Source organism: Tsukamurella spumae (assembly GCF_012396015.1).
Lineage (GTDB): Bacteria > Actinomycetota > Actinomycetes > Mycobacteriales > Mycobacteriaceae > Tsukamurella > Tsukamurella spumae.
Map to the genome: position 1 here is coordinate 22,600 of NZ_JAAXOQ010000027.1, position 24,939 is coordinate 47,538.

Sequence of the window (24,939 nt, forward strand, 5' to 3'; positions counted from 1 at the left end):
GTCAGCGGCCCCGGTTCGTGCGCATGGCCGCACCGACGAGTACCGCGATGACCGCGAGGCCGCCCAGGCCGATCAGCAGTCGGGTCCCGTTGCCCATGCCCGACGGTCCGCTCTCGACGATCGCGTCGGGTCCCGCGTCGGGGTGATGGTCCGGCGCACCGGATCCCGCCGCGTCGACGAGGGTGCCCACGGACTTCCCGCGCAGCGCGATGCCGTAGTCGAGCAGGCGGCGGTACTGGTCCCAGTAGGTGTTCCCCGTGTGGGTGAGACCGAACATCTGGACGATGACATAGCGATGACCATCCCGGTCGACGGCACCGGCGAAGGTCTTCTTCGCGTCGTCGGTGTAACCGTTCTTGCCGGCGACGGCGCCGGGGAAGTCGGTGAGCAGCCGGTTCTCGTTCAGGATCGGGTAGGGCGCAACGGATGTCGGTGCCGGCGCCGCGCTCGCACCCGGAGGTAGGGGAGCGGGCGGCTCGGTCGTGGGCACCGGCGGGTGACCGGGGAAGACGATCTGCGGGGTCGCGGCGATCTGCACGAACCGCTTGTCCCGGAGGGCCGCCCGCAGAATGAGGGCGAGGTCGTACGGGCTGGTGCTCATGCCGGGGGCGTCCAGGCCCGACGGGGTCGCGGCCCGCGTGTCGTGCGCGCCGAGCTCGGCCGCCAACGTGTTCATCTTCGCCACCGCGGCGTCCACGCCGCCGAGCTGCCGCGCAAGCGCATGTGCGGCGTCGTTGCCCGAGATCAGCAGCAGGCCCTCGAGCAGGTCCTTGACGGTGTACCGGCCGCCGGGGGAGACGCCGGCGGCGTCGCCCTCCTGCGCGGCGTCCTCCGCGGTCCCCTCGACGACGGTGTCGAGTTCGAGGTCGCGGAGCACGACCTGGGCCAGCAGCAGCTTGATCGTGCTCGCCGGGCGGTACCGGCCGTGCGGATCCTTCGCGGCGATCACGGTCCCGTCGGTGGCGTCGGCGACGAGCCAGCCCGCGGAGTCGATGCCGGGCGGGGCGGGCGGCGCACCGTCGGGCACGACGAGGCCGCACCCGCCCAGCTTCGCGCCACCGATGGGCGGTTCCGGAACGGCGAGCGGAGCAGGCGTGGGCGCGCCGGGCTTGGGCACCTCGGAGGCGTCGACGGCGGGCGGCGGGACGTGTTTGTGCGGGCAGGCGTCGGTCACCAGCGTGGCCACCGCCGGCCCGGGAGTGGGCGACGGTGCGGGAGCGGGCGTCGCGCCGGCCGGTGCGGCGGCGAGCGCACCGAGTAGGCCGACGACGGCTGCGGTTCTGAGGGCGCGCGCGATCATCGCGGCTCATGGTAGTCCGCTACGGTGGCGGTATGACGGAGCGTTGTTCGAGTTTCACGGACGAGCCGCTCCCCGGCACCGCGTCGACGGAGACGGGCTGGCTCTGCATCGAGAACGAATCCGGCTGGGGCCGCGATCCGTTCTCCGGCGGAACCTTCGCTCCGGAGGTGGGGGAGGCCATCGAGCGGTTCGCCGAGGAACGCGCTCTGCGGGTGCTGCTGATTCACCGGCCCGGCCGCGCGGGCGGGACCGGCCCGCGCCGGGTGTTCGTCGCCGACTCGGTGCCGGGCCGGAGTTCGCTGCGGATGTTCACGGTCGCCGACTACGCCGAGATCCCGGGCCTGCCCGTCGACGACCCGGCCGCGGGCGCGCCCGCGGGGCCGATCGCGCTCGTGTGCACCAACGGCAAGCGCGATGTGTGCTGCGCCGTCCTCGGCCGGCCGATCGCCGCCGAACTCGCCGACCGCTACCCCGAGCCGGTGGTGTGGGAGTGCTCGCACACCGGCGGTCATCGGTTCGCCCCCGTGGTGATCGTGCTGCCCACCGGCTACACCTACGGTCGCGTGTCCGGCGCTCAGGCCGCGGCGGCCCTCGACGCCGCGCGCGGGGGAGAGGTCTCGACCTCCGGGCTGCGCGGCCGCTCATCGATCCCGCCGGCCGAGCAGGCCGCGGAGGTCGCCGTCCGTGGGCTCCTCGGTCCCGTCGGGCCCGAGGTCCTGCGCACCATGTCCGACGGTGCGCCGTCCGCCGGGGTCCACGCGGTCACCGTCCGGCACGAGGACGGGCGTGCGTGGTCGATGACGGTCGCGGCCGAGGACCTGCCGCCGCGGATGATGTCGTGCGGCAAGAAGCCCTCGCCCGCGCGGGCCTGGCGCGTCTCCGGCCTGCATGAGGACGGGAACTGACACCGATACCCGCGAGAGTGGTCACGTCGACGCTCGCGTGATGTGAGCGGAGTCATGGAGCGGTTCCGCCCGGTTTGGGCGGATACCCCGCGATGCAATATTCCATCTGGAGTAATCGCGGCGTAGTGTTGCCGCCGAGCGCACGGATCGGAGGTGGGAGATGGCGCGGGAACGGGCACTGACTCCGCTGGCGATCGCCGCGCTGGCGCTGCTCGCCGAGCGGGACATGCACCCCTACGAGATGTTCACCACGATGGTCGACCGGCGCGAGGACCTCGTGGTCAAGCTCCGGGCCGGCTCGCTCTACCACGCGGTGAACCGGCTGGCCGAGGACGGAATGGTCGACGCCGTCGGCACCGAGCGCGACGGCAACCGGCCCGAGCGCACCACCTACGCGATCACCGCCGCGGGCCGGGAACGGTTGCACGCCACCGTCGCCGACATGTTGGCCAGGCCCGCCGAGGAGTACCCCGCCTTCCCGCTGGCGGTGGCCGAGGCGCACAACCTGGACCGGGACACCGTCGTGGACCTGCTCCGCGCCCGGCTCGACCGGGTCGACAGCGACCTGCAGGTCATGCGGGACGGCCTGGCCCGCGCGCTCACGCGGACCCTCGAGGTCCACCTGCTCGATCTCGACTACCTCATCACGATGCGCGCCGCAGAGGCGGACTGGCTGCGGCGCACCGTCGAACGACTCGACGACGACACCCTCGAATGGAAGGCCCCCTGTCATGGCGAATGACGCCACCACGGCACCGCACTACGACCCGGGCGCGCTGCCCGGGCTCCCCTCCGGCTACCGCCCCTGGCCCGCCCTCTGGGCGCTGGTCGTGGGCTTCTTCATGATCCTCGTCGACTCCACGATCGTCTCGGTGGCGACCGACGCGATCTGGGTCGATCTCACGCAGGGCAAGAACATCAACGCCGTCATCTGGGTGACCAGCGCCTACCTGCTGGCGTACGTGGTGCCGCTGCTGCTGGCCGGCCGCCTCGGTGACATGTTCGGCCCCAAGCGCCTCTATCTCGTGGGCCTGACGATCTTCACGCTGTCGTCGGCATGGTGCGGCCTGTCCGGCACGATCGGGATGCTCATCGCGGCCCGCGTGGTGCAGGGCTTGGGCGCCGCCCTGATGACGCCGCAGACGATGGCCGTGATCACCCGGACCTTCCCGGCGGCCAAGCGCGGCACCGCGATGGCGCTGTGGGGGTCCGTGGCGGGCGTCGCGATCCTCGTCGGCCCGCTGGCGGGCGGCGTGCTCGTCGACCGGCTGGGCTGGGAGTGGATCTTCTTCGTCAACGTGCCCGTCGGCATCGCGGCTTTCATCGCCGCCGTGATCCTGGTGCCGAATCTGCCCACGCACAAGCACAAGCTGGACTTCCCGGGCATCACGCTCAGCGCCGTCGGTCTGTTCCTGCTGACCTTCGGGCTCCAGGAGGGGCAGAATCAGCATTGGTCCGCGCTGATCTGGACGCTGATCGCCGCGGGCGTGATCCTGTTGGCGGCCTTCGTGTGGTGGCAGTCCAGGGCCGTCGAGCCGCTCATGTCGCTCACGCTGTTCAAGGACCGCAACTTCTCGATCGCCAACGCCGCGATCGCGTGCATGGGCTTCTCGGTGACGGGCATGTCGATCCCGCTGATGCTGTTCGCGCAGAAGTCGATGGGCCTGTCGCCCACCCGATCCGCGCTGCTGCTGATCCCGCTCGCCGTCCTCTCGGGCGCGCTGGCGGCACCGTCGGGCAAGCTGGCCGACAAGGTGCACCCGCGCTACCTCACCGGATTCGGCTTCGTGGCCAACGCGGTCGCGTTGTTCTGGCTGGCGCTCGTCGCCCACGACACCACGCCGGTGATCGGCATCCTGCTGCCGATCGCGCTGATGGGCGTCGGTAACGCGTTCATCTGGGGGCCGCTCGCCGCCACGGCGAACCGGAACCTGCCCTTGCAGCTCGCCGGCGCCGGCTCGGGGGTCTACAACATGACCCGCCAGGTGGGCGCGGTGCTCGGCAGTGCTGCGGTCGGCGTGCTCATGCAGCACCAGATCGAGGAGAAGTTCTCCGCCGCCACCGGACACGCGGGCGCCGGCGGAACGGTGTCCACCGGCGTGCTGCCCGAGTTCCTCCGCGGCCCGTTCGCCGACGCGATGGGCTCGACGATCATCCTGCCCGCAGCCGCACTCGTCGTGGCCTTCGTGATGGTGCAGTTCTTCGCGACGCCCACGCATCAGAAGCGCTGAAGGCCGCTCGGCTCAGCGGATCCGGCGACGGTACGCGAGCATCGCGGCGCCGTAGGCGACGACCAGGATGCCCGCGCTCCAGGCGAGCGCGGAGGCGAGCTCGGCACCGTCGACGGGGCGTTGCGCGAGCAGGGCGGAGATCGTGTTGACGATCGACGTGACGGGCTGGTGCTCCGCGAACGCGCGCACCGGCCCGGGCATCGTGGCGGTCGGGACGAACGCGGAGCTGATGAAGGGCAGGAAGATGAGCGGGTACGAGAACCCGGTCGCGCCGTCCACCGACTTCGCCGTCAGCCCGACCGCGACCGCGATCCAGGTGAGCGCCATCGTGAACAGCGCCAGGATCCCGGCGACGCCGAGCCAGGCGAGCGGGCCCGCCGAGGAGCGGAAGCCCATGAGCAGGCCGACACCGAGGATGATCACGACGGTGATCGCGTTGGAGACCATCGACGTCAGAACGTGCGCCCAGAGCACCGATGACCGCGCGATCGGCATCGACTGGAAGCGTTCGAAGATGCCGCCCTGCATGTCGTTGAACAATCGCAGCGCCGTGTACGCGATGCCGGATGCGATGGCCATCAACAGGATTCCGGGCAGCAGGTAGTCGACGTAGTTCGTGCCGCCGGTGCTGCCCTTGATCGCCCCGCCGAAGACGTAGACGAACAGCAGCATCATCGCGATCGGCGTGATCGCGGTGGTGATGATCGTGTCGGCGCTGCGGGTGATGTGCCGCAGTGATCGGCCCAGCAGCGCAGAGGTGTCGGAGACGGCGTAGGTGGTCATGATCGGTCCTCCGTGGTGGGGTCGGTACGGGATCCGGTGAGGGCGAGGAAGATCTCCTCGAGCGAGGGCTGCTTCTCGACGTACTCGACCTTCGCCGCCGGCAGCAGTCGCTTGAGTTCGGCGAGGGTGCCGTTCGCGACGATCCGGCCGTCGCGCAGGACGGCGATCCGGTCCGCCAGTTGCTCGGCCTCCTCGAGGTACTGCGTGGTCAACAGAATCGTCGTGCCCTGCGCCGCGAGGTCTTTCACGATCGACCAGACGTCGATCCGAGCCTCCGGATCCAGGCCGGTGGTGGGCTCGTCGAGAAAGATCACCGCGGGGTCGCCGATGAGGCTCATGGCGATGTCGAGGCGGCGTCGCATGCCGCCCGAGTAGGTGCCGACGCGGCGCCCGCCCGCGTCGGTCAGGCGGAACCGTTCCAGGAGATCGTCGGCGACGGTGCCGGGGTCGCCCTGGTGCCGCAGCCGCGCCACGAGCACGAGGTTCTCCCGGCCGTGAGGATCTCGTCGACTGCGGCGAACTGCCCCGTGAGGCTGATGGATTCGCGGACCCGCTGCGGCTCGGCGGCGACCTCGTAGCCGTGCACGGTGGCGCTGCCCGCGTCGGGACGCAGCAGGGTGGACAGAATGCGGACCAGGGTGGTCTTGCCCGCGCCGTTGGCGCCGAGCAGCGCGAAGACGCTGCCGGGGGCGACATCGAAGTCGACCCCGCGGAGCACCGGCAGGTCGCCGTAGCCCTTCTCGATGCCACGGACCCGGATGGCCGCGGTGGTGGTCGTGATCATGGTGTTCTCCTGACGGGGGATGTGCGCTCAGCGAGCGCGCCGGATGTCGATGTCGCCGAACGTGGCCCGGGCGCGGACGGCGACGTGCTCGCCCACCGGCCCCGTGGCCGGATCGCCCGCGTCCGCCAGGCCCTCCTCGAGGTGGTTGCGCACGCGTCCCTCCTTGGAGGACAGGTCGAGCCACGCCGGAATCCCCTCCGCAACACCGACGGTGAGCCGTCCGTAGCTGCTCTCGAGGTCGATGACGCCGCCCGAGACCTCGGCGAGGGTGATCGCGCCGTACGCGGTTCTCGCCGCGACGGATGAGAGGGCGCGGTCGATCTCGAGGTCGCCGTAGGACAGGTTCGCCTCGACGACGCCGTGCGTCTCCTCGATGCGGACGCTGCCGTGCGAGGCCTTGAGCAATGCGTCGCCGGCGATGGACGCGATGCGGATCCGCCCGTGGTCGGCGGTGATCTCGGCGGAGCCCTCGACCGCGCCGGCCGTGACATTGCCGTGGCCCGCACGCAGCCACAGGTCACCCGTCGTCGCGAGCTCGACGGTGCCCGTGCTCGCCTTGACCCGCGTGGCGGCCAGTCCGCCCTCGGTGCGAATGCCGCCGACGGCGCTCTCCACCGTGAACCGGGAGCCGGACGGCAGCTCGACGGTGATGTCGACGGATTCGGAGGCCCCGATGAAGCTCATGAGCCCGAATCTCGGCTTCGGGCCGATGATGACGAGCCGGGTACCGTCGAACTCCACGCGGACGGCCTCGGCGCCGCGCCGGTCCGCGGCCTTGGTGGGGGAGCTCGGCGCGACCGTGACGACGGTGTCGGTGCGGTCGGTCGCGATGACCTCGATGTCGCCGACCTGCAGGTCGACGGCGAGGTCGATGGGATCGGGGGTGGGGAAGATCGGCACGTGGGGACCTTTCGATGGGTGCGCTCGGTCGACCCCGCGTGGGCGCGGGGTGTGCGTCGAGCTGTTCGGTTGGAGGTGTCGGGGGAGCGGTCAGCGCGCCCAGCCGGCGAAGTCGTCGCCGGTGCGGAGCGCGCGTTGCGCGGATCGTTTCTTGCGGGGAGCGAGCGCCGCCGCGACGGCGCGCACCAGCCACGTGTTGACCGACACGCCCTCCGCGGCCGCGGACTGATCGACCTGGGTCTTGAGCGCATCGGGCAGGCGCAGGGTGGTACGGGAGGTGCTGGCGTCGTCGAACTCGACGCCGCCGGAGGGGGCGGCCTCGTCCGGTTCCGCGCGCGGCGCGGCGACCACGAAGTCCACCTCGCGGCTGCGCAGGCGCAGGTCGACGGAGCCCGGCGCCAGGTCGCGCGTGATCTCGGCCGCGGCTGCGGAGAGCGCGTCGAGCAGGACCAGCCGGACGGCGGCTTCCAGGCTCGAGGCGAGCCGCTCCGCGCTCGCGGTGGCGTCATCGACGCCGTTGTCCCCGGCATCGGCGAAATCGCGCTCGGCCGCGGCGATGAGCCGGCGCTGGAGGTCGCTGACGAAGGGCGTGATGTCCATGACGTCGACTATGACACCACTGTGGTGTCACGTCAAGGGCGGAGTGGTGTCACATGACCGCTCTGTGCTTCCTCACTGGTCAGCCGCATCTTCGCTCAGTGCCGCCAGGGTGTCGAGGCGGATTGGTGATGCTGTCAGCGATGCCAGATCGTCGAGCATGGCGTCGAGCCTGCTGGTGCCGATCCGCTGTGCCCATGTGTCGCGGACGGCGTGGAACGCCATTGCGCTCGCGTGGAGCATCGCGCGTCCATGTGTGGTGGGCGTGACGAGCCGTCGTCGACCGTCGTCGGGGTCGTGGTCGACGCGGACGTAGTTCAGGTCGACGAGCCTGGTGATCGTCTTTGCCGCAGCCTGCTTCGAGACTCCGAGTGTTGCGGCGATCTCGCGTGCGGTCGACCCGTGGCCGACGGCCTGCATCGCGAAACCGTCGCGGGGGCGAGCCTCAGGGAAGCCTTGCTCGGCCAGGATGCGGTGCGCCTCGTCGACCGCCGCACGGAAACCGCTGAGTAGGAGGAGTGGTAGCTCGTAGCCCGGTCTCGACATCGCATCGCCCCTTGTTTCGTCAACCTGACTGACTGTATCGTGACCGGAAATCGTCAACTAAGTTGTCTAAAAGGAGAGTGGTCATGAAGTTCACGGTGCACACGGTCGACACAGCGCCGCCGGAGTCCCGCCCGGCGCTTGAGGCGATCCGTGCGAAGTTCGGCGGAGTTCCGCGCGCCGCCGCATTGCAGGCGGAGTCGCCGGCGCTGCTCAACGGTTTCCTCGCGGCGAGCGCGGCGTTCGAGGCGGTGTCCTTGCCGGCGTGCGTGCGGGAGGCGGTGATCCTTGCAGTCGCTCACCGGAACGGCTGCGAGGTGTGCGTCCGGATTCATGCTGCGGAATTGGTCCGGATGAACCGCGCGGACGTCGCGCACGATATCGCCTCCGGGGTGAGTCCGAGCGATGCGGCCGTCGCGGCGGCCCTCGTCCTCGTCGGGCGGTTGTTCGACGGTGCCGGGCGGGTGGAGGATTCGGAACTCCAGGAGTTCTTCGACGCGGGATTCACTCCACGCAACGCGCTGGAGGTCGTGTTCGGCGTCGGTGTGTACACCGTCTCGACCTTCGCGAACCGGCTCGTCGGCGCCTGAAAGGCCGGGCCCAGGAGGTGAAGGCGTCGTCCGCTCCGAAGGCGAGCTCACCGCGCAGGAGCCCGTCGTCGATCGGGTTCGCGGGGACGGGGCGCCCCTCGTCGAAAGAGAAACACCCCGGACCTCGAGTGAGGTCCGGGGTGTTCCGGGCTGCAGTAAAGGTTCTAGCGGCTGAACAGGAGGGCGCGCTTGACCTCCTGGATGGCCTTCGTCACCTGGATGCCGCGGGGGCACGCGTCGGTGCAGTTGAAGGTGGTGCGGCAGCGCCACACACCGTCGACGCCGTTGAGGATCTCGAGGCGCTCGGCAGCGCCCTCGTCGCGGCTGTCGAAGATGAAGCGGTGCGCGTTCACGATCGCGGCGGGGCCGAAGTACGAGCCGTCCATCCAGTACACCGGGCAGCTGGTGGTGCAGCAGGCGCAGAGGATGCACTTGGTGGTGTCGTCGAAGCGGGCGCGGTCCGTGGGGGACTGGATGCGCTCGCGGGTCGGCTCGTTGCCCGAGGTCATCAGGAAGGGCTTCACGGCGCGGAAGGCGTCGAAGAAGGGCTCCATGTCGACGATGAGGTCCTTCTCGACGGGCAGGCCGCGGATCGGCTCGACCGTGATGGTGACGTCCTTGTCGCCGTGCAGGAAGTCCTTCATGAGCATCTTGCACGCGAGGCGGTTGACGCCGTTGATGCGCATGGCGTCGGAGCCGCACACGCCGTGGGCGCAGGAGCGACGGAAGGTGAGGGTGCCGTCGAGGTAGCCCTTGATGTACAGGAGCAGGTTCAGGAAGCGGTCCGAGGGGAGCGCGGGAACCCGGTAGCTCTGCCAGCCGGCCGCGTCGGGATCCTCCGGGTTGAACCGGTAGACCTTGATCGTGACCATCGTGGAGCCGGGCGGGACCGGCGGCTGCACGGAAGCGGGGGTGTCAACTGCGGCGGTCATCAGTACTTACGCTCCATCGGCTCGTAGCGGGTCTGCACGACGGGCTTGGTGTCGAGACGGATCCCGGCCTCCAGGCCCTCGCCCTCCTTGTACGCCATGGTGTGCACCATGAAGTTCACGTCGTCGCGCGTCGGGTAGTCCTCGCGGGCGTGGCCGCCGCGGGTCTCCTTGCGGTTCAGCGCGCCCACGACGGTGACCTCGGCCAGCTCGAGCAGGAAGCCGAGCTCGATGGCCTCGAGCAGGTCGCTGTTGAAACGCGTGCCCTTGTCGGTCACGGTGACGTGCTCGTACCGCTTCTTGAGGGCGCGGACGTCGTCGAGGGCCTGCGTCAGGGTCTTCTCGGTGCGGAAGACGGCGGCGTTGTTGTCCATCGTCTGCTGCAGCTCGGTGCGGATCGCCATGACGTTCTCGTTGCCGTGGTCGCTGAGCATCGACGCGACCCACTTCTCGACCATGTCGGCCGGGTTCTCGGGCAGCGGCACGAAGTCGTGCGTCTTGGCGTACTCCGCCGCGGCGATGCCGGAACGACGGCCGAAGACGTTGATGTCGAGCAGCGAGTTGGTGCCCAGGCGGTTGGCGCCGTGCACGGACACGCACGCGCACTCGCCCGCGGCGTACAGGCCGGGGACGACGTGCTCGTTGTCGCGCAGCACCTCACCGTGGATGTTGGTGGGGATGCCGCCCATCACGTAGTGGCAGGTGGGGTACACGGGCACCAGCTCGGTGACGGGGTCGACGCCGAGGTAGGTGCGCGAGAACTCCATGATGTCCGGCAGTTTGGCCATCAAGGTCTCCTCCGGGATGTGCGTGACATCCAGGTAGACGTAGTCCTTGTTCGGCCCGGCGCCGCGGCCTTCGAGCACCTCGAGCACCATCGAGCGGGCGACGATGTCGCGCGGAGCGAGGTCCTTGATGGTGGGCGCGTAGCGCTCCATGAACCGCTCACCGTCGACATTGCGGAGGATGCCGCCCTCGCCGCGCACGCCCTCGGTGATGAGGATGCCCAGGCCCGCGAGGCCCGTCGGATGGAACTGGTGGAACTCCATGTCCTCCAGGGGCAGACCCTTGCGGAAGACGATGCCCATGCCGTCGCCGGTCAGGGTGTGCGCGTTCGAGGTGGTCTTGTACATGCGCCCCGAGCCGCCGGTGGCGAAGATGATCGCCTTGGCGTGGAAGACGTGCAGCTCGCCGGTGGCCAGCTCGTACGCGACGGCGCCGGTGGCGACGGGGCCGTCCGCGGTCTCCGTCAGTGCGATGTCGAGCACGTAGAACTCGTTGTAGAACTCCACGTCGTGCTTGACGCAGTTCTGGTACAGGGTCTGGAGGATCATGTGGCCGGTGCGGTCCGCGGCGTAGCAGGCGCGGCGCACGGGCGCCTTACCGTGATCGCGCGTGTGGCCGCCGAACCGGCGCTGGTCGATCTTGCCCTCGGGCGTGCGGTTGAAGGGCAGGCCCATCTTCTCCAGGTCGAGCACCGCGTCGATGGCCTCCTTGGCCATGATCTCCGCGGCGTCCTGGTCGACGATGTAGTCGCCGCCCTTGACCGTGTCGAAGGTGTGCCACTCCCAGTTGTCCTCCTCGACGTTGGCGAGGGAGGCGCACATGCCGCCCTGCGCCGCGCCGGTGTGGGAGCGGGTGGGGTAGAGCTTGGTGAGCACGGCGGTGCGGGCGCGAGGGCCGGCCTCGATGGCCGCGCGCATACCGGCGCCGCCGGCACCGATGATCACCACGTCGTAACGATGTTCCTGCATGATGCGGGTGAGTCCTCTCGCGCGCTAGTTGGTAGCCGTATTGAAGGTGAGCAGCGCGTAGGTGCCGAGGACGACCACGAGGATCATCGACAGAGCCAGTAGCGTCTTGAGCCAGAACCGGGTGCGGTCCTTGCGGGCGTAGTCATCGATGATCACGCGGAGGCCGTTGCCGCCGTGCAGCTGTGCGAGCCACAGCATCGTGATGTCCCAGACCTGCCAGTAGGGGCTGGCCCACCGCTTCGCGACGAAGGCCGCGTCGATGCGGTGCACGCCGTTGTCGATGGCCAGCATGATGAAGACGTGCCCGAAGACGAGCACGAGCAGGGCCACGCCCGAGAAGCGCATGAACAGCCACGCCCACTTCTCGAAGTTGTTGCCCGCGGGGCGGTGCGGCGAGCGCGGCGCGTCGAGCGACGCGGGCCGGTCGTACTGCTTCATGAGGGTCTTGGCGAGCTTGGGTTCGTTCGCTGTAGTCATCTGTCGTTGCCCCTACCCGTGCGAGATCATGATGTAGAGCAGGCGCGCGGCCATTCCGGCGCCGGTGAGCAGGAAGACGGTCCACACGACGATGGACATCGCCTTCTGGTACTGCACGCCCTTGCTCCAGAAATCGACGAGGATCACCCGGACGCCGTTGAGGGCGTGGAACAGAATGGCCATGACGAGACCGATCTCGAGTAGGCCGATGATCGGGGTCTTGTAGGTCTCGATGACCTTGTCGTAGGCCGTGGGGTCGACGCGGATCACCGCGGTGTCGAGCACGTGGACGAACAGGAAGAAGAAGATGGTGACGCCGCTGATGCGGTGCAGCACCCAGTTCAACATGCCCGGATCGCCCTTGTAGACGGAGACGCGGCGCGGCTCCTCGGCGGCCGCCACCTCGGTAGTACTGCTCATCGAGCCCTGCCTTCGACATCGTTGTTGGATACGCCGGAAGTCCGGTCGACGCGGGACATTGAGCCCTCGCGCCGACGTTAGTCGCGACGTATACCTGAACCCACGCCTTGACCTTAAACCCACGGGAATGTGGAATCGAAACCACGGTCCCGATCCGTTGGGCCCGAAGGGATTCAGTTAGGTATGCCTGACCAAAATTGATCGAGATTCAACAAGGCCCGGAAGGGGAGTGATCGGCAGTGCCCGACATCGACTGGGAGGCTTTGCGGCACACCGCCGTCGAGGCCATGGGGAATGCCTACGCGCCCTATTCGAACTATCCCGTCGGTGCCGCCGCACTCGTCGACGACGGCCGTATCGTTGCCGGTTGCAATGTGGAGAATGTCTCATACGGGTTGACGCTCTGCGCCGAATGCGGACTCGTGGGCGCGCTCCACAGCACCGGCGGCGGGCGTCTCGTCGCGTTCGCGTGTACGAACGCCAACGGGGACGTCCTGCTCCCGTGCGGTCGCTGCCGCCAACTGCTCTACGAGCACGGCGGCGGCGACCTGCTCATCGATCACCGCTCCGGACCGGTGCCGCTGAGCCGGCTCCTGCCCGACGCGTTCGGGCCCGACGACATGGAAGAGGTAGCACGATGACCGAGGTGTACGACGCCGTCTCCATCATCGCCGCCAAGCGCGACGGCAAGGCGCTGTCCGACGGCCAGATCGATTGGGTGATCAACGGGTTCACGACGGGAGTGGTGGCCGATTACCAGATGTCGGCGCTGGCGATGGCGATCTTCCTGCGCGGGATGGATCGCCGCGAGATCGCCCGGTGGACCGCCGCGATGATCGGTACCGGCGAACGGATGGACTTCTCCGGCCTGCGCCGCGACGGCGCCCCGCTGGCGACGACCGACAAGCACTCCACCGGCGGTGTCGGCGACAAGATCACCCTTCCCCTCACCCCGCTGGTCGCGTCCTACGGCGTCGCCGTCCCGCAGCTGTCGGGCCGCGGGCTCGGCCACACCGGCGGCACGCTGGACAAGCTCGAGGCCATCGCGGGCTGGCGCGCCGACCTGACCAACGAGCAGATGTTCGACCAGCTGGAGAAGGTCGGCGGCGTCATCTGCGCTGCCGGATCCGGACTCGCCCCCGCCGACAAGAAGCTCTACGCCCTGCGCGATGTCACCAGCACCGTCGAGGCGATCCCGCTCATCGCCAGCTCGATCATGAGCAAGAAGATCGCCGAGGGCACGGCCTCGCTCGTGCTCGACGTCAAGGTCGGCAAGGGCGCGTTCATGAAGACCCGGGAGCAGGCGCGTGAGCTCGCCGAGACGATGGTCGCGCTGGGCCACGACTCGGGCGTGCGGACGGTCGCGCTGCTCACCGACATGTCCACGCCGCTCGGCCGCAGCGCGGGCAACGGACTCGAGGTCGCCGAGTCGCTCGAGATCCTCGCCGGCGGCGGACCGTCGGACGTCGTGGAACTGACGCTGGCGCTCGCCCGGGAGATGCTGGCCCTCGCGGGCGTCGACGCCGACCCGGCCGAGCACCTCGCGAACGGTCGCGCGATGGACAGCTGGCGCGCGATGATCGCGGCCCAGGGCGGCGACCCGGACGCGCCGCTGCCCGTCGCGGCGCACACGCGCACCGTCGCCGCGCCCGCATCCGGCGTGCTGACCGGCCTCGACGCGATGGGCGTCGGCGTCGCGGCCTGGCGCCTGGGCGCGGGGCGCGAACGGCAGGGCGAGCCGGTGCAGGCCGGCGCGGGCGTCACCTGGCACGCCGGGCTCGGCGACGAGGTCCGTGCGGGGGAGCCCCTGTTCACCCTGCACACCGACACCCCGGAGAAGTTCGACGGTGCGCTCGCCGCGCTCGACGGTGCCGCCACCATCGGCGGAACGACGGCGCCGCGCGGCTCCCTGGTGCTGGACCGGGTGACGGCCGTCTGATCAGGCCCCGGGCGGATTCATGACGCGGACGGGGGCGCCCGCGAGGTACGCGCGGATGTCCTCGGCCGCGTCGGCGTAGAAGGCGCGGTACTGCTGCTCGGTCACGTAGCCGACGTGCCCGGTGAGCACCGAGTTCGGCAGGTCCCGCAGCGGATCGTCCGCGGGCAGGGGCTCGGTGTCGAACACGTCGAGCGCCAGCCGGATGTCGCCCCGGCGCGCGGCGGCGGCCGCGGCAGGCGTGTCCAGGACGCCGGCCCGGGAGGTGTTGACCAGCAGTGCGCCCGGCTTCATCCGGGCGATGTCGGCGGCGCCGACGATGCCGCGCGAGCGTTCGGAGAGCACGTAGTGGATCGTGACCACGTCGGCGCGCTCGAACAGCTCCTCCTTGCTCACCGCCGTCGCTCCGACCTCCGCGGCGCGGTCGGCGTCGATGTTGCTGGACCAGGCGATGATCTCCATGCGGAAGGCGCTCGCGACGCGCGCCACGCGGCGCCCGAGCCCGCCCAGCCCGACGATGCCGATGGTGCTCTCGTACAGTTCCTTCCCGACGGTGCTCTGCCAGCGCCCGGCCCGGATGTTCGCCTCCTCCTCCGGGAGGTGCCGCAGTGCCCCGAGGATCAGTGCCCAGGTGTGCTCGGCGGCTGCGGCGGGACGATAGTCGGTGTGGCACACCGTGATCCCCAGCTCGGATGCGGTGGCGAGGTCGATGGCGGCGTTGCGGCGCCCCGTCGACACCAGGAGTCGTAGGCGCGGCAGGGCGCGCAGCACCTCGGCGGGGAAGCGGGTGCGCTCGCGCATCGCGACGACACCGTCGAACCCGGCCAACTGGCCGGGGACGTCGGTCAGCGGCTCGGTGAACACGGTGACGTCGAGCCCGGAGAAGTCGCCGTAGCGGCGGGAGACGTCCTGGTAGTCGTCGAGGATCGCGATGCGCATGAGACGACGTTAACCCTGCGCGGGGTAGTGCCCGCACCACCCCGGATTCTCGCGCCCGCGCCCGGGACTCGGCAGGGGCACCGGCCCTACCGTCTACGGCATGATCGACCACGTGACCCCGTCCCCGGCGCGCCCCGCGCAGCCGACCGCATCGCTCGCCGCGCCGCTGCGTGATCCCCTTCGTTTCCTCACCACGTCCGCGCCGTGGCGCGGGCTGGCGTACTTCATCGTGTCGATGGTCATCGGCTGGGTGGTGTTCTTCCTGTACGCCGTGATCGTGCTGCTGCCCTTCGCACCGGCATGGTCCTACGGGCTGGCGAAGCTGGAGCGGCTGCGCGTCACCTGGCTCGACGTGCCGGCGATCGGCGATCCCCACCCGCCCGTGACCGGGAACCTGTCGACCCGCGCGGGCGCCCGGATCGGCGAGCGGGCGACGTGGCGGGAGGTCGCGTACTCCCTGCTGCTCGCGGCGCTCACGCCGATCGTCTTCCTCGGCGCCTCGGTCGCCTGGACAGTGGGCCTGATCCTGGTGTTCGGCCCGCTGTTCGCCGAGGAGATCGACGTGCTGGGCACCGCGGTCGACGGCGTGATCAGCCGGACCTTCTGGGCGATCGTCGGACTCGTCATCTGCGCGGTCGGGCTGTACGTCACGTACGCGGTCTCCGCGGCGCAGGCCGCCACCGCGCGCCTGTTGCTCAGCCCCACCGAGGAGGAGCTGCAGCGTCGCGTCAACGCGCTGGAGACCTCGCGCGGCGTGCTGGTGGACTCCTTCGAGGGCGAGCGCCGCCGGATCGAACGGAACCTGCACGATGGGCCGCAGCAGGACCTGGCGAGCCTGTCGCTGCAGCTCGGCGAGCTGCAGCAGAGCCTGCCCGTCGACTCCGACGATGCGGTGCGGTCGCAGGTCGTCGAGGCGCAGGCGCGGCTCGAGCGCGCGATGGCGGGCCTGCGGGACACCGTCCGCGGCGTACACCCGCAGGTGCTCGACGACGCCGGAGTCGAGGCCGCGTGCACCGAGCTCGGCGGGGCGATCCGCGTGGATGTGCAGGCCGGCGAGGGATGGGAGCCCGGGCGCAGGCTGCCCGCCGAGATCGAGCAGGCGATGTACTACACCGCCAGCGAGGCCGTGACCAATGCGATCAAGCACGGCCGTGCACGCCAGGTCTGGATCACCTTCGCGGCGGGTGTCCTGGGCGTCTCGATGACCGTCATGGACGACGGTGCCGGGGGTGCCGATCCCGCGCGCGGGACCGGCCTGGCGGGGCTCATCGAGCGGGCCGAGGCGATCGGCGCGACCCTGACGGTGCTCAGTCCGCCGGGAGGGCCCACCACGGTCTACTGGGCGAAGGCCGTGTCGTAGCCTGCTCTGGATGCGGCTCGAAATGATGCGGATCGTGATCGCCGAAGACTCAGTCCTCCTCGCGGAGGGGTTGCAGCGGATCGTCGAACGGGCCGGCCACGAGGTGGTCGGCCTGCTCGGTGACGCCGACGCGCTGCGGGCGATCGATCCGGGCACCGTCGACCTGGTGGCGACGGATGTGCGGATGCCGCCGGGCCACGGGGACGACGGCCTGCGGGCTGCACTCGAGCTGCGGACATCGCGGGCGGGCCTGCCCGTACTGGTGCTCTCGCAGTACGTGGCTGCCGCGTACGCCCGACGCCTCCTCGACTCCGGAGGCGGCGTGGGCTACCTGCTCAAGGAGCGGGTGGGGCGGGTCGACGACTTCCTGCGTGCGCTCGACACCGTCGCCTCCGGGGGCGTCGTGGTCGACCCGGAGGTCGTGTCCAAGCTGTTCACCCCGACGGTGCTCGACCGGCTCACGCCCCGGGAGGGGGAGGTGCTCGCGCTCATGGCGGAGGGGCGGAGCAACTCCGAAATCGCTGCGACCCTGGTGGTCTCCGACGCCGCCGTCGCCAAGCACGTGGCCAACATCCTCGCCAAGCTCGACCTGCCGCCCGAGGAGGGGAACCGCCGAGTCCGCGCGATCCTGACCTATCTCGCGGAGCGCGGGCATCGCGGGGTGCTACGGGCGGGTAGCCGGTAGCGTTGCCGTATGGCGAATCCCGTTGGACCCACCCCCATCGACCTGGCCTCCCTCAAGCGCGCCCCCAAGGTGCTGCTGCACGACCACCTCGACGGCGGGCTGCGGCCCGCCACCGTCCTCGAGCTGGCCGCCGAGACCGGCTACGCGAACCTGCCCGCCGCCACCGAGCCCGAGCTGGCCGCGTGGTTCCGCGATGCCGCGGACTCCGGCTCGCTCGTGAAGTACCTCGAGACCTTCGAGCACACCGTCGGCGTGATGCAGACGCCCGAGGCGCTGGCACGGGTGGCACGCGAGTGCGCCGAGGACCTGGCCGCCGACGGAGTGGTCTACGCGGAGGTGCGATTCGCCCCCGAGCAGCACCTGCAGCGCGGGCTCTCGCTCGACGAGGTGATGGAGGCCGTGCTGGCCGGCTTCGCCTCCGGCGAGTCCGCGGCGCGCACCGCCGGTCGCCCGATCGTCGTGCGCTGCCTGGTGACCGCCATGCGGCATGCGGCGCGCTCGCGGGAGATCGCGGAGCTGACGGTGCGCTGGCGCGACCGCGGGGCGGTGGGCTTCGACATCGCCGGTGCCGAGGCCGGTTTCCCGCCCAGCCGGCACCTGGATGCCTTCGAGTACATGCGGGACCACTCGGCGCCCTTCACCATTCACGCGGGAGAGGCCTTCGGCCTGCCGTCCATCCACGAGGCATTGGCCTTCTGCGGTTGCGACCGACTGGGCCACGGCGTGCGCATCGTCGACGACATCAGCGGCGTCGAGCCGGGCTCCGCCGACTTCTCCGGCGCGCAGCTCGGACGGGTGGCCGCGCGCGTGCGCGATGCCCGCATCCCGTTGGAGATGTGCCCGAGCTCCAATGTCCAGACCGGGGCAGTCGCCTCGCTCGAGGAGCATCCCTTCGACCTGCTGGCGCAGCTGCGCTTCCGCGTCACGGTGAACACGGACAACCGGCTGATGAGCGACACCACGATGAGCAAGGAGATGCTCAAACTGGTGGAGACCTTCGGCTACGGGTGGACCGACCTGCAGCGCTTCACGATCAACGCGATGAAGTCGGCGTTCCTGCCCTTCGACGAGCGGCTGGCGATCATCGACGAGACGATCAAGCCCGGCTTCGCCGTGCTGATCGGCTGATTCGCCCCGTCACTTGGCGGTGAGACGGTCCTCGAAGTCGTGCTCGATGGCCCGCCAGGCCTCCACCTCGTTGTCGAACGGGCCCGACGGGGCCAGCCGGCGCGGCTGGGGGTCGAGCGCGTAGGAGACGAAGAAGCCGAGCGGCGTGGTGGGGCGCAGTGCATCCCGCACCGACGGGTCGTCGGCGAAGTCGGCGGCGTCGAGCAGTAGCTCGACCGCGAGGTCGAGCTGGTCGCGGTCGATGCGGCGCGGTCCGTCGGCGATGTCCTCGCTGATGCCGGGGAGCACGTAGACGTTGTCGTCGTAGACCTCCACCTCCAGCGAGCCGTCGGTGGCCGCGACCTGCACCTCCTGGTACGTGGACACGGTGGACAGGTCGGTGTCGTTGTCGTCGGCCAGGTACCGCGCCAGCGCGCCCTCCGAGTCGAAGACGAAGATCTTGCCCTTGCGGCCCAAGAAGATCGGATTGTCGTCCAGGTAGCAGCGCAGCGTGTAGTACTCGCCGGTCGAGGTGATGATCTTGATGGGGTCGATACCGACCTGGCCCCAGAAGGAGTCGTCCTCCTCGAACTCCTCGTCCTCCGCGCTGTCGGTCGTGGCGTCGGCCTCGTCGTCGTCGAACTCGTCGTCGTCCTCGTCGAGATCGTCCGCGTCCAGGCCGGGCACGTCGTCCAGGTCGTCGTCGAGGTCCGCGGCGTCGGCGGCCAGCGCGGCCGCCTTCTCGTCGGCCGCCGTGAGCTCCTCCTCGGCGGCCTCGGTCAGCGTGGCGGAGACCTTCGGGGCGCTGACGACGCCCTCGATCGCGTCGATCACGTCGTCCCACTTGCGGCTGATGATCTGGCCCACCTTGTGCCACATCTCCGCGCCCTCACGGCCCTCGAAGTTGCGGGTGCCGATGCGCACGGTACCCAGCACGGGGTTGCCGTTGAAGAACTTGGTGACGTCGATCAGCTCGCACACCTCGCCGATGAGGCCGACGATCTCGAGGGTGTCCTCGAGCTCGGCGATCACCTCCGGGGTGGGCTCCTCGGCCGCCAGCTCGGGCACGGAGATCACGTCGAAACCGCGATCGTCGCGCGGCACGAACGCCTCTGCGGGGAGCGTGGTGAGCGCCTCCCACGCCGGGTGGTCGTCGAGGTCGTTCGGCTTGTCGCTGCGCACGAACGCGACGAGCTCCGCGACCGACGAGAAGCCGTACAGGTCCTCGTCGAGGCCCAGGAAGGCCTCCCATTCGTCCTCCCCGTCACGCCACCGCGGTGCCCACAGGGTGTACACCGGGCCGTCGGTGAGGCCGAGCTCGATCGGGACGATGTCAGACGCCATAGCGCCCAGCGTAGTGCACTACGCCGGTTCGGCGTCGGCCAGAGGATCCGAGTGCTTCCTGAGCACCTTCAGCGCCCGCGGATCGGGCTTGCGGCCGTTCAGCACCGCCGCCTTCGCGGCGATCTGCGCGAGATTCAAGCGACGAACGGCGCGGTACTCAGCCACAGCGTCGCGGAGATCATCGCTACCCCGTCGGCCGGAAGAAGCCGTGGAACTGCTGGCCGATGTTGTCGGTGCGGATCGAGGAGAGTTGGACCGGGTCGCCGGCTTCCACCATGAGTCCGTTGCCCACCACCATGGCGACGTGGCCGCTCCACACCGCGAGGTCGCCGGGACGCAGGTCCGACGCGCTCACCGAGGCGCCGACGCCCTGCTGATCGGCGAGCCGCGGCAGCTCGATCCCGGCCTGCCGGTAGGCCCACTGGGTGAACCCGCTGCAGTCCAGGCCCACGCCCGGCGTCGTTCCGCCCCACTGATAGGGCACGCCGAGCTGCGTCAGCGCCGCCTGCACCGCCGCCGCGGCCTTGGCATTGGGCGCCTTCACCACCGTGCCGTTCGGCAGTCGCACGGCGTAGCCGCCCTTGCCGTCGGCGGTCACCGTCGCTGTCGTGGCGCGGCGGGAGGCGCTCACCGTCTGCGCTCCGGTGCCGCGCCCGCCGCCCGAGCCTCGACCTGAGCCCCGACCCGACCCCGTGAGCGCGGAGGCGAGCCCGCCGAAGGGGGACGATCCCGAGCCGCCGGAGCCCGTCCCTCCGCCGGACCCCGCACCTCCACCGGTGCCCGACGGCGTCGCGGCCGCGGGCACCGTCGACGCCGAGGTCGAGGTGGGAGTCGTAGCGGCGCCACCGTCGACGGTGCCGGGCGCCGTCGGGGTCGCGGACGCCAGCGCGGTGACGGCACCGGACTCGCCGTCGAGCTCGCCGCGCACCCGGCGCAGCACCTCGAGCGCCTGCTGCAGATGATCCGCCGCGAGGGTGAGCACGGCGATCAACCCGGTCGGGTTCAGCAGCGTCGGGTTCGCGGCCTCCCCCTTGCTCACGAAGGAGTCGAGGATCGTCGTGAGCTCGGCATGGCCCTTGCGCACCGCCTCCGCGGCCACGGTCACGGACTGCCGCAGCGCGCCCGTGTGCTGCGACAGCGCGCTCGCGACGGTGCCACCGTCGCCGATCGTGCGTTGCGCGGACGTCGCGTCCTCGCCCGTCCACGCGTTCCCGACGGTGACCCGCGCCGCCGCGGTCTGCGCGCCGACCCGCGCCAGTTCCGACTCGACGGCCTTGATCGCGGCGTCGATTCCCGAGGCGTTCAGGTCGCCGGTGCCGAAGGCGTCGAGCAGCGCCCGCAGCGGCGCCGCCAGCACCGTGACGATGCCGCTCACGACGCGCCGCCGAGCAGCCCGAGCAGGGCGCTCGCGCCGCCCGCCTCCACCGCGACCGCCGAGGCGGCCGTGCGCGCCGCCCCCGCCGACGCCGACGCGTAGAACGCGGCCAGCCGGACCAACTCCGCGTCGGTGGAGCCGATCGCGCCGAGCAGCTCCGCCAGGTAGTCACCCCCGACCACCCCGAACACCGGCGTCAGCGCCGCCGCCGACGCCGCCCCGGCCCCCGCCGTGGCGGACACCGTCGCGGCCAGAGCGCCCAGTTCACCGCCGGCCGCCGTCACCGCACTCACTGTCATCTCGAACGGTTCCATCGCAATACCCCCTCAATCATTGGACGGCTCAGGTGCCCGCTCGGTTCCCGATACGCTGACGACATGCAGATCACCGTGGTCGACCACCCCCTGGCCGCCGTCCGGCTCACCGCGTTGCGCGCGGAGGCCACCGACAACGCGTCGTTCCGCGCCGCGCTCAAGGAGCTCACGCAGATGCTGGTCTACGAGGCCATGCGCGGGGCACCCGTCGCCGCGACCCCGGTGACCACCCCGCTCGAGGTGACCGACGGTGCCGCCCTCGCCGCTCCGCCGCTGCTGGTGCCCGTGTTGCGGGCCGGGCTGGGCATGGTCGACCAGGCGCACGCGATGCTGCCCGAGTCGCAGGTGGGCTTCGTCGGCATGGGCCGCAACGAGGAGACGCACGTCCCCGAGCCCTACTTCGAGTCGCTGCCCGCGGACCTCACGGATCGGCCCGTGTTCGTCCTCGATCCGATGCTCGCGACCGGCGGATCGATGGTCGAGACGCTCGGCCTGCTCGCGCAGCGCGGCGCCACCGATGTCACCGCGGTGTGCGTCGTCGCCGCCCCGGAGGGCGTCCGCGCGCTGGAGGAGTGCGGGCACCCCGTCCGGTTGGTGACGGCCACCGTCGACCGTGGTCTGAACGAGAACGCCTACATCGTCCCGGGCCTCGGCGACGCCGGGGATCGTCAGTTCGGTCCGCGCTGGACCTGACCGGTCAGGGCGCCGACCAGAATCCTGTTGCCGGTTCGGTGAATTCGCCGTTCGCGGCGCTGATCACCAGGCCGGTCGGGGTGATGTTGATCGTCGCGTCGGGCGCCCGCGCCACCCAGCCGGGGCCGGCGGGCAGGACGCCGTCGATCCTGGTGCCGGAGCCCGTGTCGGTGCGCCAGCCGGCGTAGTACAACGCTCCCGCGTGGTCGCACACGACGGCCTGCGAGGTCGCGGTGAGCACCATCATCTTCGGTCGGTCGCCGTCGACGCAGCGCGCCGTGGTTCCGAGGAAGCCCAGAGCGTCCGTGCCCGGGATCGTCGGCGCGGCCGTCGGCGCGCCCGACTGCTCGCCGGAGCCCTCCGGGGCCGACGGTGCCGCCGCGGACGCGTGGCCGCGGGCCGGATCGGCGGAGTGTCGCTGGCCGCTGACATAGGCGGTGGCCCCGGCGGCCGCGGCGATCACGATGAGCACGCCCACGATCACGGACACCGCGATGACCCGGCCGCGAGCGGGATCGGCCGGGCGTACGGGTCGGCTCACCCGAAGGCCGCCCACTCCCGGACGGTGTCCGTCACCGCCGCGAGTCGCTGCCGGGCGCGCTCGTGCGCGGCACTCGTGTCCTTCGGGTCCGTCACGGGCTCGATCACCTCCAGGTAGAACTTCGCCTTCGGCTCGGTTCCGGAGGGACGCACGGTGACCCGGACGCCGTCGCCGCGGAACACCAGCGCATCCGTCGCGGGACGAGCTGTCAAAAGATCCTCACAGCCCACGCTCGTGTTTGCAACTTCAACGGGAGGGTTGCTGCGCAGTGCGGCCATGATCGCCGCGATCCGGGCCACGTCGTCGACGCGCAGCGCGTACTGGCTCGTGAGGTACACCCCGTGCCGGCGGTAGAGCTCGTCGAGGGCGTCGGGCAGGCCGCGGCCCCGGGCCTTGAGCCCCGCCGCGTAGCCCGCTGCGACGACCGCGGCGGAGATGCCGTCCTTGTCGCGCACCGTCGACGGATCGACGCACAGGCCGAGCGCCTCCTCGTACGCGAAGACCAGCCCGTCCCCGGCGCGGACGAGGTTCTTGAAGCCGGTCAGGGTCCGTGCGTACCGCGCGCCGTGCGCCTCGGCGATCGCGCCGAGCAGCTCGGAGCTGACGATGGTAGTGGCCACGAGCGGCTCCGACGGTGCGCCGTCGAGCGGCTCGTCGAGCAGGTGTGCGCCCAGCAGCGAGCCCGACTCGTCGCCGGTGAGCATCCGCCAGCCCTCGGGGAACCGCGCGCCGAGGGCGCATCGGTCCGCGTCCGGATCGAGCGCGACCGCGAGGTCGGCATCGACCCGTTCCGCGAGCGCGAGCAACAGGTCGGACGCGCCGGGCTCCTCCGGGTTGGGGAAGGTCACCGTCGGGAACTCGCCGTCCGGGGCGAACTGCTCCTCGACCACGTGGACGTCCTGGAAACCGCTGCGCCGCAGTGCCTCCACCGCGACCTTCCCGCCGACGCCGTGCATCGGGGTCAGGGCGATCCGGAGCGGCGTCACCGGGGCCGGACGCAGCGCCGACACCCGGCGCAGGTAGTCCTCGACCACCTCGGTCGCGCGCGGGTCGACGGGGACCGCCGTGCGGGGAACGGTCTTCGCGCCGGGCGCGGTCCGGATCAGCTCCTCGATCTCCGCGTCGGCGGGGGAGACCAGTTGTGCGCCGCCGTCGAGGTAGACCTTGTAGCCGTTGTCGGCGGGCGGGTTGTGCGACGCCGTGATCTGCACCCCGGCGACCGCGCCGAGCGCCCGCGTCGCGAACGCCACCCACGGGGTGGGGCCCGGCTCGGGCAGCGCGACGACCGCGAAGCCCTGCGCCGCGAGCACCTCGGTGGCCGCGGCGAAGAAGGCCTCGGAGCCGCGCCGCGCGTCGCGCCCGACCACGACGGTGCCGCCACCCAGGCACCTGCCCTTCAGCCACTCGCCGAGGGCCCAGGTCGCGCGGGTCACGACCGCCACGTTCATGCCCGACGGTCCGCCGCGCACCGGTCCGCGCAGCCCCGCGGTCCCGAACGAGAGCGGCGCGGCGAACCGCTCCGCCAGCGCGTCGGCGTCGAGGGCGTCGAGCTCGGCGCGGGTGACCGGGTCGGGATCGGCGTCGATCCAGGCGAGGACCCGTTCGGCGAGTTCGGCGCCCACCTACATCGCCCCGATCACATCGGCGAGGAGGCCGCCCATGCGTGTGGCCGCCTCGCGTCCCGCCTCGAGGACCTCCTCGTGGTTGAGCGGATCGCCGGTGATGCCCGCGGCCAGGTTGGTCACCAGTGAGATGCCCAGCACCGCGGCGTCCTCCGCGCGGGCCGCGATGGTCTCGTGCACCGTGGACATGCCCACCAGGTCGGCGCCCAGGGTGCGCAGCATGCGGATCTCCGCCGGGGTCTCGTAGTGCGGGCCGGGCAGGCCGGCGTAGACGCCCTCGCTCAGCGACGGATCGACCGTCTTCGCGAGGCTGCGGAGCTCCGGCGAGTAGGCGTCCACGAGGTTGACGAACTGGGCGCCCACCAGCGGGGACCGCGCCGTCAGGTTCAGGTGATCGGAGATCAGGACGGGCTCGCCCACTTTCATGCCCTCCCGCAGCCCGCCCGCGGCGTTGGTGAGGATCACCGTCGACGCGCCCGCCGCGCAGGCGGTGCGGACCGGGTGCACCACCCGGGAGAGGTCGTGGCCCTCGTAGGCGTGGGTGCGGCCGAGCAGCACCAGCACCCGCCGCTCGCCCACGACGAGCGCGATCGCGGTGCCCTTGTGGCCCGCGGCGCTGGGCGGCGCGAAGTGGGGCAACTCCGCCATGGGGACGGTCCCCACCTCGGTCCCGCGGGCCGCGAGGGCCTCCGCCGCGGGGGCCCAGCCGGAGCCGAGGACGACGGCGACGTCGAAGCGTTCCCCCCCGGTCGCCGCGATGAGTTCATCGGCGGCCTCGCGGGCCGCTGCGGACGGATCGTCGATGCCGAG

Annotated in this window: 27 protein-coding genes and 2 pseudogenes; 10 read left to right on the forward strand and 19 right to left on the reverse strand. The window is 70.9% G+C overall.

The features are described 5' to 3' along the window. Position 1 precedes the first annotated feature (1 nt). The gene (locus HF999_RS17520) at positions 2–1,300 is read right to left on the reverse strand and encodes a D-alanyl-D-alanine carboxypeptidase family protein (protein WP_168547130.1); all 1,299 of its coding nucleotides are present in this window, start codon (positions 1,298–1,300) and stop codon (positions 2–4) included. Between the two features lie 32 nt (positions 1,301–1,332). On the opposite strand from HF999_RS17520, the gene HF999_RS17525 reads away from it, so the two are divergent. The 3 genes from HF999_RS17525 (at position 1,333) to HF999_RS17535 (ending at position 4,436) form a co-directional block, all read left to right on the forward strand. Next, positions 1,333–2,205: a ferredoxin family protein gene (locus HF999_RS17525; RefSeq protein WP_168547131.1), complete on the forward strand. Its 873-nt coding sequence runs from the start codon at positions 1,333–1,335 to the stop codon at positions 2,203–2,205. Positions 2,206–2,365: 160 nt separating this feature from the next. Further along, positions 2,366–2,947, forward strand: coding sequence for a PadR family transcriptional regulator (locus HF999_RS17530; RefSeq protein WP_168547132.1), 582 nt, complete (start codon positions 2,366–2,368; stop codon positions 2,945–2,947). After that, positions 2,937–4,436: a DHA2 family efflux MFS transporter permease subunit gene (locus tag HF999_RS17535; RefSeq protein WP_168547133.1), complete on the forward strand. Its 1,500-nt coding sequence runs from the start codon at positions 2,937–2,939 to the stop codon at positions 4,434–4,436. The genes HF999_RS17530 and HF999_RS17535 overlap by 11 nt, the downstream gene beginning before the upstream one ends. 12 nt (positions 4,437–4,448) lie before the next feature. Here HF999_RS17535 and HF999_RS17540 read toward each other — a convergent pair whose 3' ends face one another. The 6 genes and pseudogenes from HF999_RS17540 to HF999_RS17560 form a co-directional block, all read right to left on the reverse strand. Continuing rightward, positions 4,449–5,219, reverse strand: coding sequence for an ABC transporter permease (locus HF999_RS17540; RefSeq protein WP_168547135.1), 771 nt, complete (start codon positions 5,217–5,219; stop codon positions 4,449–4,451). Further along, positions 5,216–5,821 (reverse strand): annotated as a pseudogene (locus HF999_RS22855) (ABC transporter ATP-binding protein); the annotation flags it as partial. The pseudogene HF999_RS22855 and the gene HF999_RS17540, both read right to left, overlap by 4 nt. Next, positions 5,764–6,003, reverse strand: a pseudogene (locus HF999_RS23075) (ATP-binding cassette domain-containing protein); the annotation flags it as partial. The pseudogenes HF999_RS23075 and HF999_RS22855, both read right to left, overlap by 58 nt. Before the next feature lie 27 nt (positions 6,004–6,030). After that, complete coding sequence (locus tag HF999_RS17550; RefSeq protein WP_168547137.1) at positions 6,031–6,903, reverse strand: DUF4097 family beta strand repeat-containing protein; 873 nt, start codon at positions 6,901–6,903, stop codon at positions 6,031–6,033. Positions 6,904–6,993: 90 nt separating this feature from the next. Further along, on the reverse strand, positions 6,994–7,503 hold the full coding sequence (locus tag HF999_RS17555; RefSeq protein WP_168547138.1) for a histidine kinase: 510 nt from the start codon (positions 7,501–7,503) through the stop codon (positions 6,994–6,996). 72 nt (positions 7,504–7,575) lie between these two features. Then, positions 7,576–8,046, reverse strand: coding sequence for a MarR family winged helix-turn-helix transcriptional regulator (locus tag HF999_RS17560; protein ID WP_168547139.1), 471 nt, complete (start codon positions 8,044–8,046; stop codon positions 7,576–7,578). 83 nt (positions 8,047–8,129) lie between these two features. Here HF999_RS17560 and HF999_RS17565 point away from each other — a divergent pair, with 83 nt between their 5' ends. Further along, positions 8,130–8,633 carry a carboxymuconolactone decarboxylase family protein gene (locus HF999_RS17565; protein ID WP_168547140.1) on the forward strand — a complete coding sequence of 168 codons (504 nt, stop codon included), beginning with the start codon at positions 8,130–8,132 and terminating at the stop codon, positions 8,631–8,633. A gap of 164 nt (positions 8,634–8,797) precedes the next feature. Here the strand turns inward: HF999_RS17565 and HF999_RS17570 are convergent, their stop codons facing one another. The 4 genes from HF999_RS17570 to sdhC are packed head-to-tail and all read right to left on the reverse strand — an operon-like array spanning position 8,798 to position 12,213. After that, positions 8,798–9,565, reverse strand: a complete 768-nt coding sequence (locus HF999_RS17570) for a succinate dehydrogenase iron-sulfur subunit (protein WP_168547141.1) — start codon at positions 9,563–9,565, stop codon at positions 8,798–8,800. After that, positions 9,565–11,316: a succinate dehydrogenase flavoprotein subunit gene (sdhA, locus tag HF999_RS17575; protein ID WP_168547142.1), complete on the reverse strand. Its 1,752-nt coding sequence runs from the start codon at positions 11,314–11,316 to the stop codon at positions 9,565–9,567. The genes HF999_RS17570 and sdhA overlap by 1 nt, the downstream gene beginning before the upstream one ends. Before the next feature lie 24 nt (positions 11,317–11,340). Continuing rightward, entirely contained in the window at positions 11,341–11,793 is a 453-nt protein-coding gene (locus HF999_RS17580; RefSeq protein ID WP_068743580.1) for a succinate dehydrogenase hydrophobic membrane anchor subunit, read from the reverse strand. 12 nt (positions 11,794–11,805) lie between these two features. Beyond that, positions 11,806–12,213 (reverse strand): succinate dehydrogenase, cytochrome b556 subunit, encoded by a 408-nt coding sequence (gene sdhC, locus HF999_RS17585; protein WP_168547143.1) that lies wholly within the window; start codon positions 12,211–12,213, stop codon positions 11,806–11,808. Between the two features lie 239 nt (positions 12,214–12,452). Here sdhC and HF999_RS17590 point away from each other — a divergent pair, with 239 nt between their 5' ends. Together HF999_RS17590 and HF999_RS17595 are read left to right on the forward strand one after the other, a co-directional pair. Further along, positions 12,453–12,854: a cytidine deaminase gene (locus tag HF999_RS17590; RefSeq protein ID WP_168547144.1), complete on the forward strand. Its 402-nt coding sequence runs from the start codon at positions 12,453–12,455 to the stop codon at positions 12,852–12,854. Beyond that, a complete protein-coding gene (locus HF999_RS17595; protein ID WP_168547145.1) occupies positions 12,851–14,152 on the forward strand; it encodes a thymidine phosphorylase in 1,302 nt (433 codons plus the stop codon). The genes HF999_RS17590 and HF999_RS17595 overlap by 4 nt, the downstream gene beginning before the upstream one ends. Here the strand turns inward: HF999_RS17595 and HF999_RS17600 are convergent, their stop codons facing one another. After that, positions 14,153–15,088, reverse strand: coding sequence for a D-2-hydroxyacid dehydrogenase family protein (locus HF999_RS17600; protein WP_168547146.1), 936 nt, complete (start codon positions 15,086–15,088; stop codon positions 14,153–14,155). Between the two features lie 100 nt (positions 15,089–15,188). Here HF999_RS17600 and HF999_RS17605 point away from each other — a divergent pair, with 100 nt between their 5' ends. The 3 genes from HF999_RS17605 to HF999_RS17615 are packed head-to-tail and all read left to right on the forward strand — an operon-like array spanning position 15,189 to position 18,261. After that, positions 15,189–16,448 carry a sensor histidine kinase gene (locus tag HF999_RS17605; protein WP_168547147.1) on the forward strand — a complete coding sequence of 420 codons (1,260 nt, stop codon included), beginning with the start codon at positions 15,189–15,191 and terminating at the stop codon, positions 16,446–16,448. 25 nt (positions 16,449–16,473) lie between these two features. Further along, on the forward strand, positions 16,474–17,133 hold the full coding sequence (locus HF999_RS17610; protein WP_168547173.1) for a response regulator: 660 nt from the start codon (positions 16,474–16,476) through the stop codon (positions 17,131–17,133). Between the two features lie 9 nt (positions 17,134–17,142). Beyond that, positions 17,143–18,261: an adenosine deaminase gene (locus tag HF999_RS17615; protein ID WP_168547148.1), complete on the forward strand. Its 1,119-nt coding sequence runs from the start codon at positions 17,143–17,145 to the stop codon at positions 18,259–18,261. Positions 18,262–18,270: 9 nt separating this feature from the next. Here HF999_RS17615 and HF999_RS17620 read toward each other — a convergent pair whose 3' ends face one another. Genes HF999_RS17620 through HF999_RS22865 form a run of 4 tightly spaced genes read right to left on the reverse strand, consistent with a single transcriptional unit; the run spans position 18,271 to position 21,273 of the window. Further along, on the reverse strand, positions 18,271–19,584 hold the full coding sequence (locus tag HF999_RS17620; RefSeq protein ID WP_168547149.1) for a SatS C-terminal domain-containing protein: 1,314 nt from the start codon (positions 19,582–19,584) through the stop codon (positions 18,271–18,273). An 18-nt stretch (positions 19,585–19,602) separates the two neighbouring features. After that, the gene (locus HF999_RS17625; RefSeq protein WP_168547150.1) at positions 19,603–19,749 is read right to left on the reverse strand and encodes a hypothetical protein; all 147 of its coding nucleotides are present in this window, start codon (positions 19,747–19,749) and stop codon (positions 19,603–19,605) included. Positions 19,750–19,768: 19 nt separating this feature from the next. Next, complete coding sequence (locus HF999_RS17630) at positions 19,769–20,959, reverse strand: C40 family peptidase (RefSeq protein WP_168547151.1); 1,191 nt, start codon at positions 20,957–20,959, stop codon at positions 19,769–19,771. Beyond that, complete coding sequence (locus HF999_RS22865) at positions 20,956–21,273, reverse strand: hypothetical protein (RefSeq protein WP_168547152.1); 318 nt, start codon at positions 21,271–21,273, stop codon at positions 20,956–20,958. Before HF999_RS22865 ends, HF999_RS17630 begins: the two co-directional genes overlap by 4 nt. Positions 21,274–21,336: 63 nt before the next feature. Here HF999_RS22865 and upp point away from each other — a divergent pair, with 63 nt between their 5' ends. Beyond that, entirely contained in the window at positions 21,337–21,966 is a 630-nt protein-coding gene (gene upp, locus HF999_RS17640) for a uracil phosphoribosyltransferase (protein ID WP_168547153.1), read from the forward strand. A gap of 4 nt (positions 21,967–21,970) precedes the next feature. Here the strand turns inward: upp and HF999_RS17645 are convergent, their stop codons facing one another. From HF999_RS17645 to HF999_RS17655, 3 genes are read right to left on the reverse strand one after another with little or no spacing between them, the layout of a single operon-like run. After that, on the reverse strand, positions 21,971–22,507 hold the full coding sequence (locus HF999_RS17645) for a hypothetical protein (protein WP_168547154.1): 537 nt from the start codon (positions 22,505–22,507) through the stop codon (positions 21,971–21,973). Continuing rightward, positions 22,504–24,129 carry a phospho-sugar mutase gene (locus tag HF999_RS17650; protein WP_168547155.1) on the reverse strand — a complete coding sequence of 542 codons (1,626 nt, stop codon included), beginning with the start codon at positions 24,127–24,129 and terminating at the stop codon, positions 22,504–22,506. The genes HF999_RS17645 and HF999_RS17650 overlap by 4 nt, the downstream gene beginning before the upstream one ends. Beyond that, on the reverse strand, positions 24,130–24,933 hold the full coding sequence (locus HF999_RS17655) for a purine-nucleoside phosphorylase (RefSeq protein ID WP_168547174.1): 804 nt from the start codon (positions 24,931–24,933) through the stop codon (positions 24,130–24,132). It lies immediately after the preceding gene. Positions 24,934–24,939 lie beyond the last annotated feature (6 nt).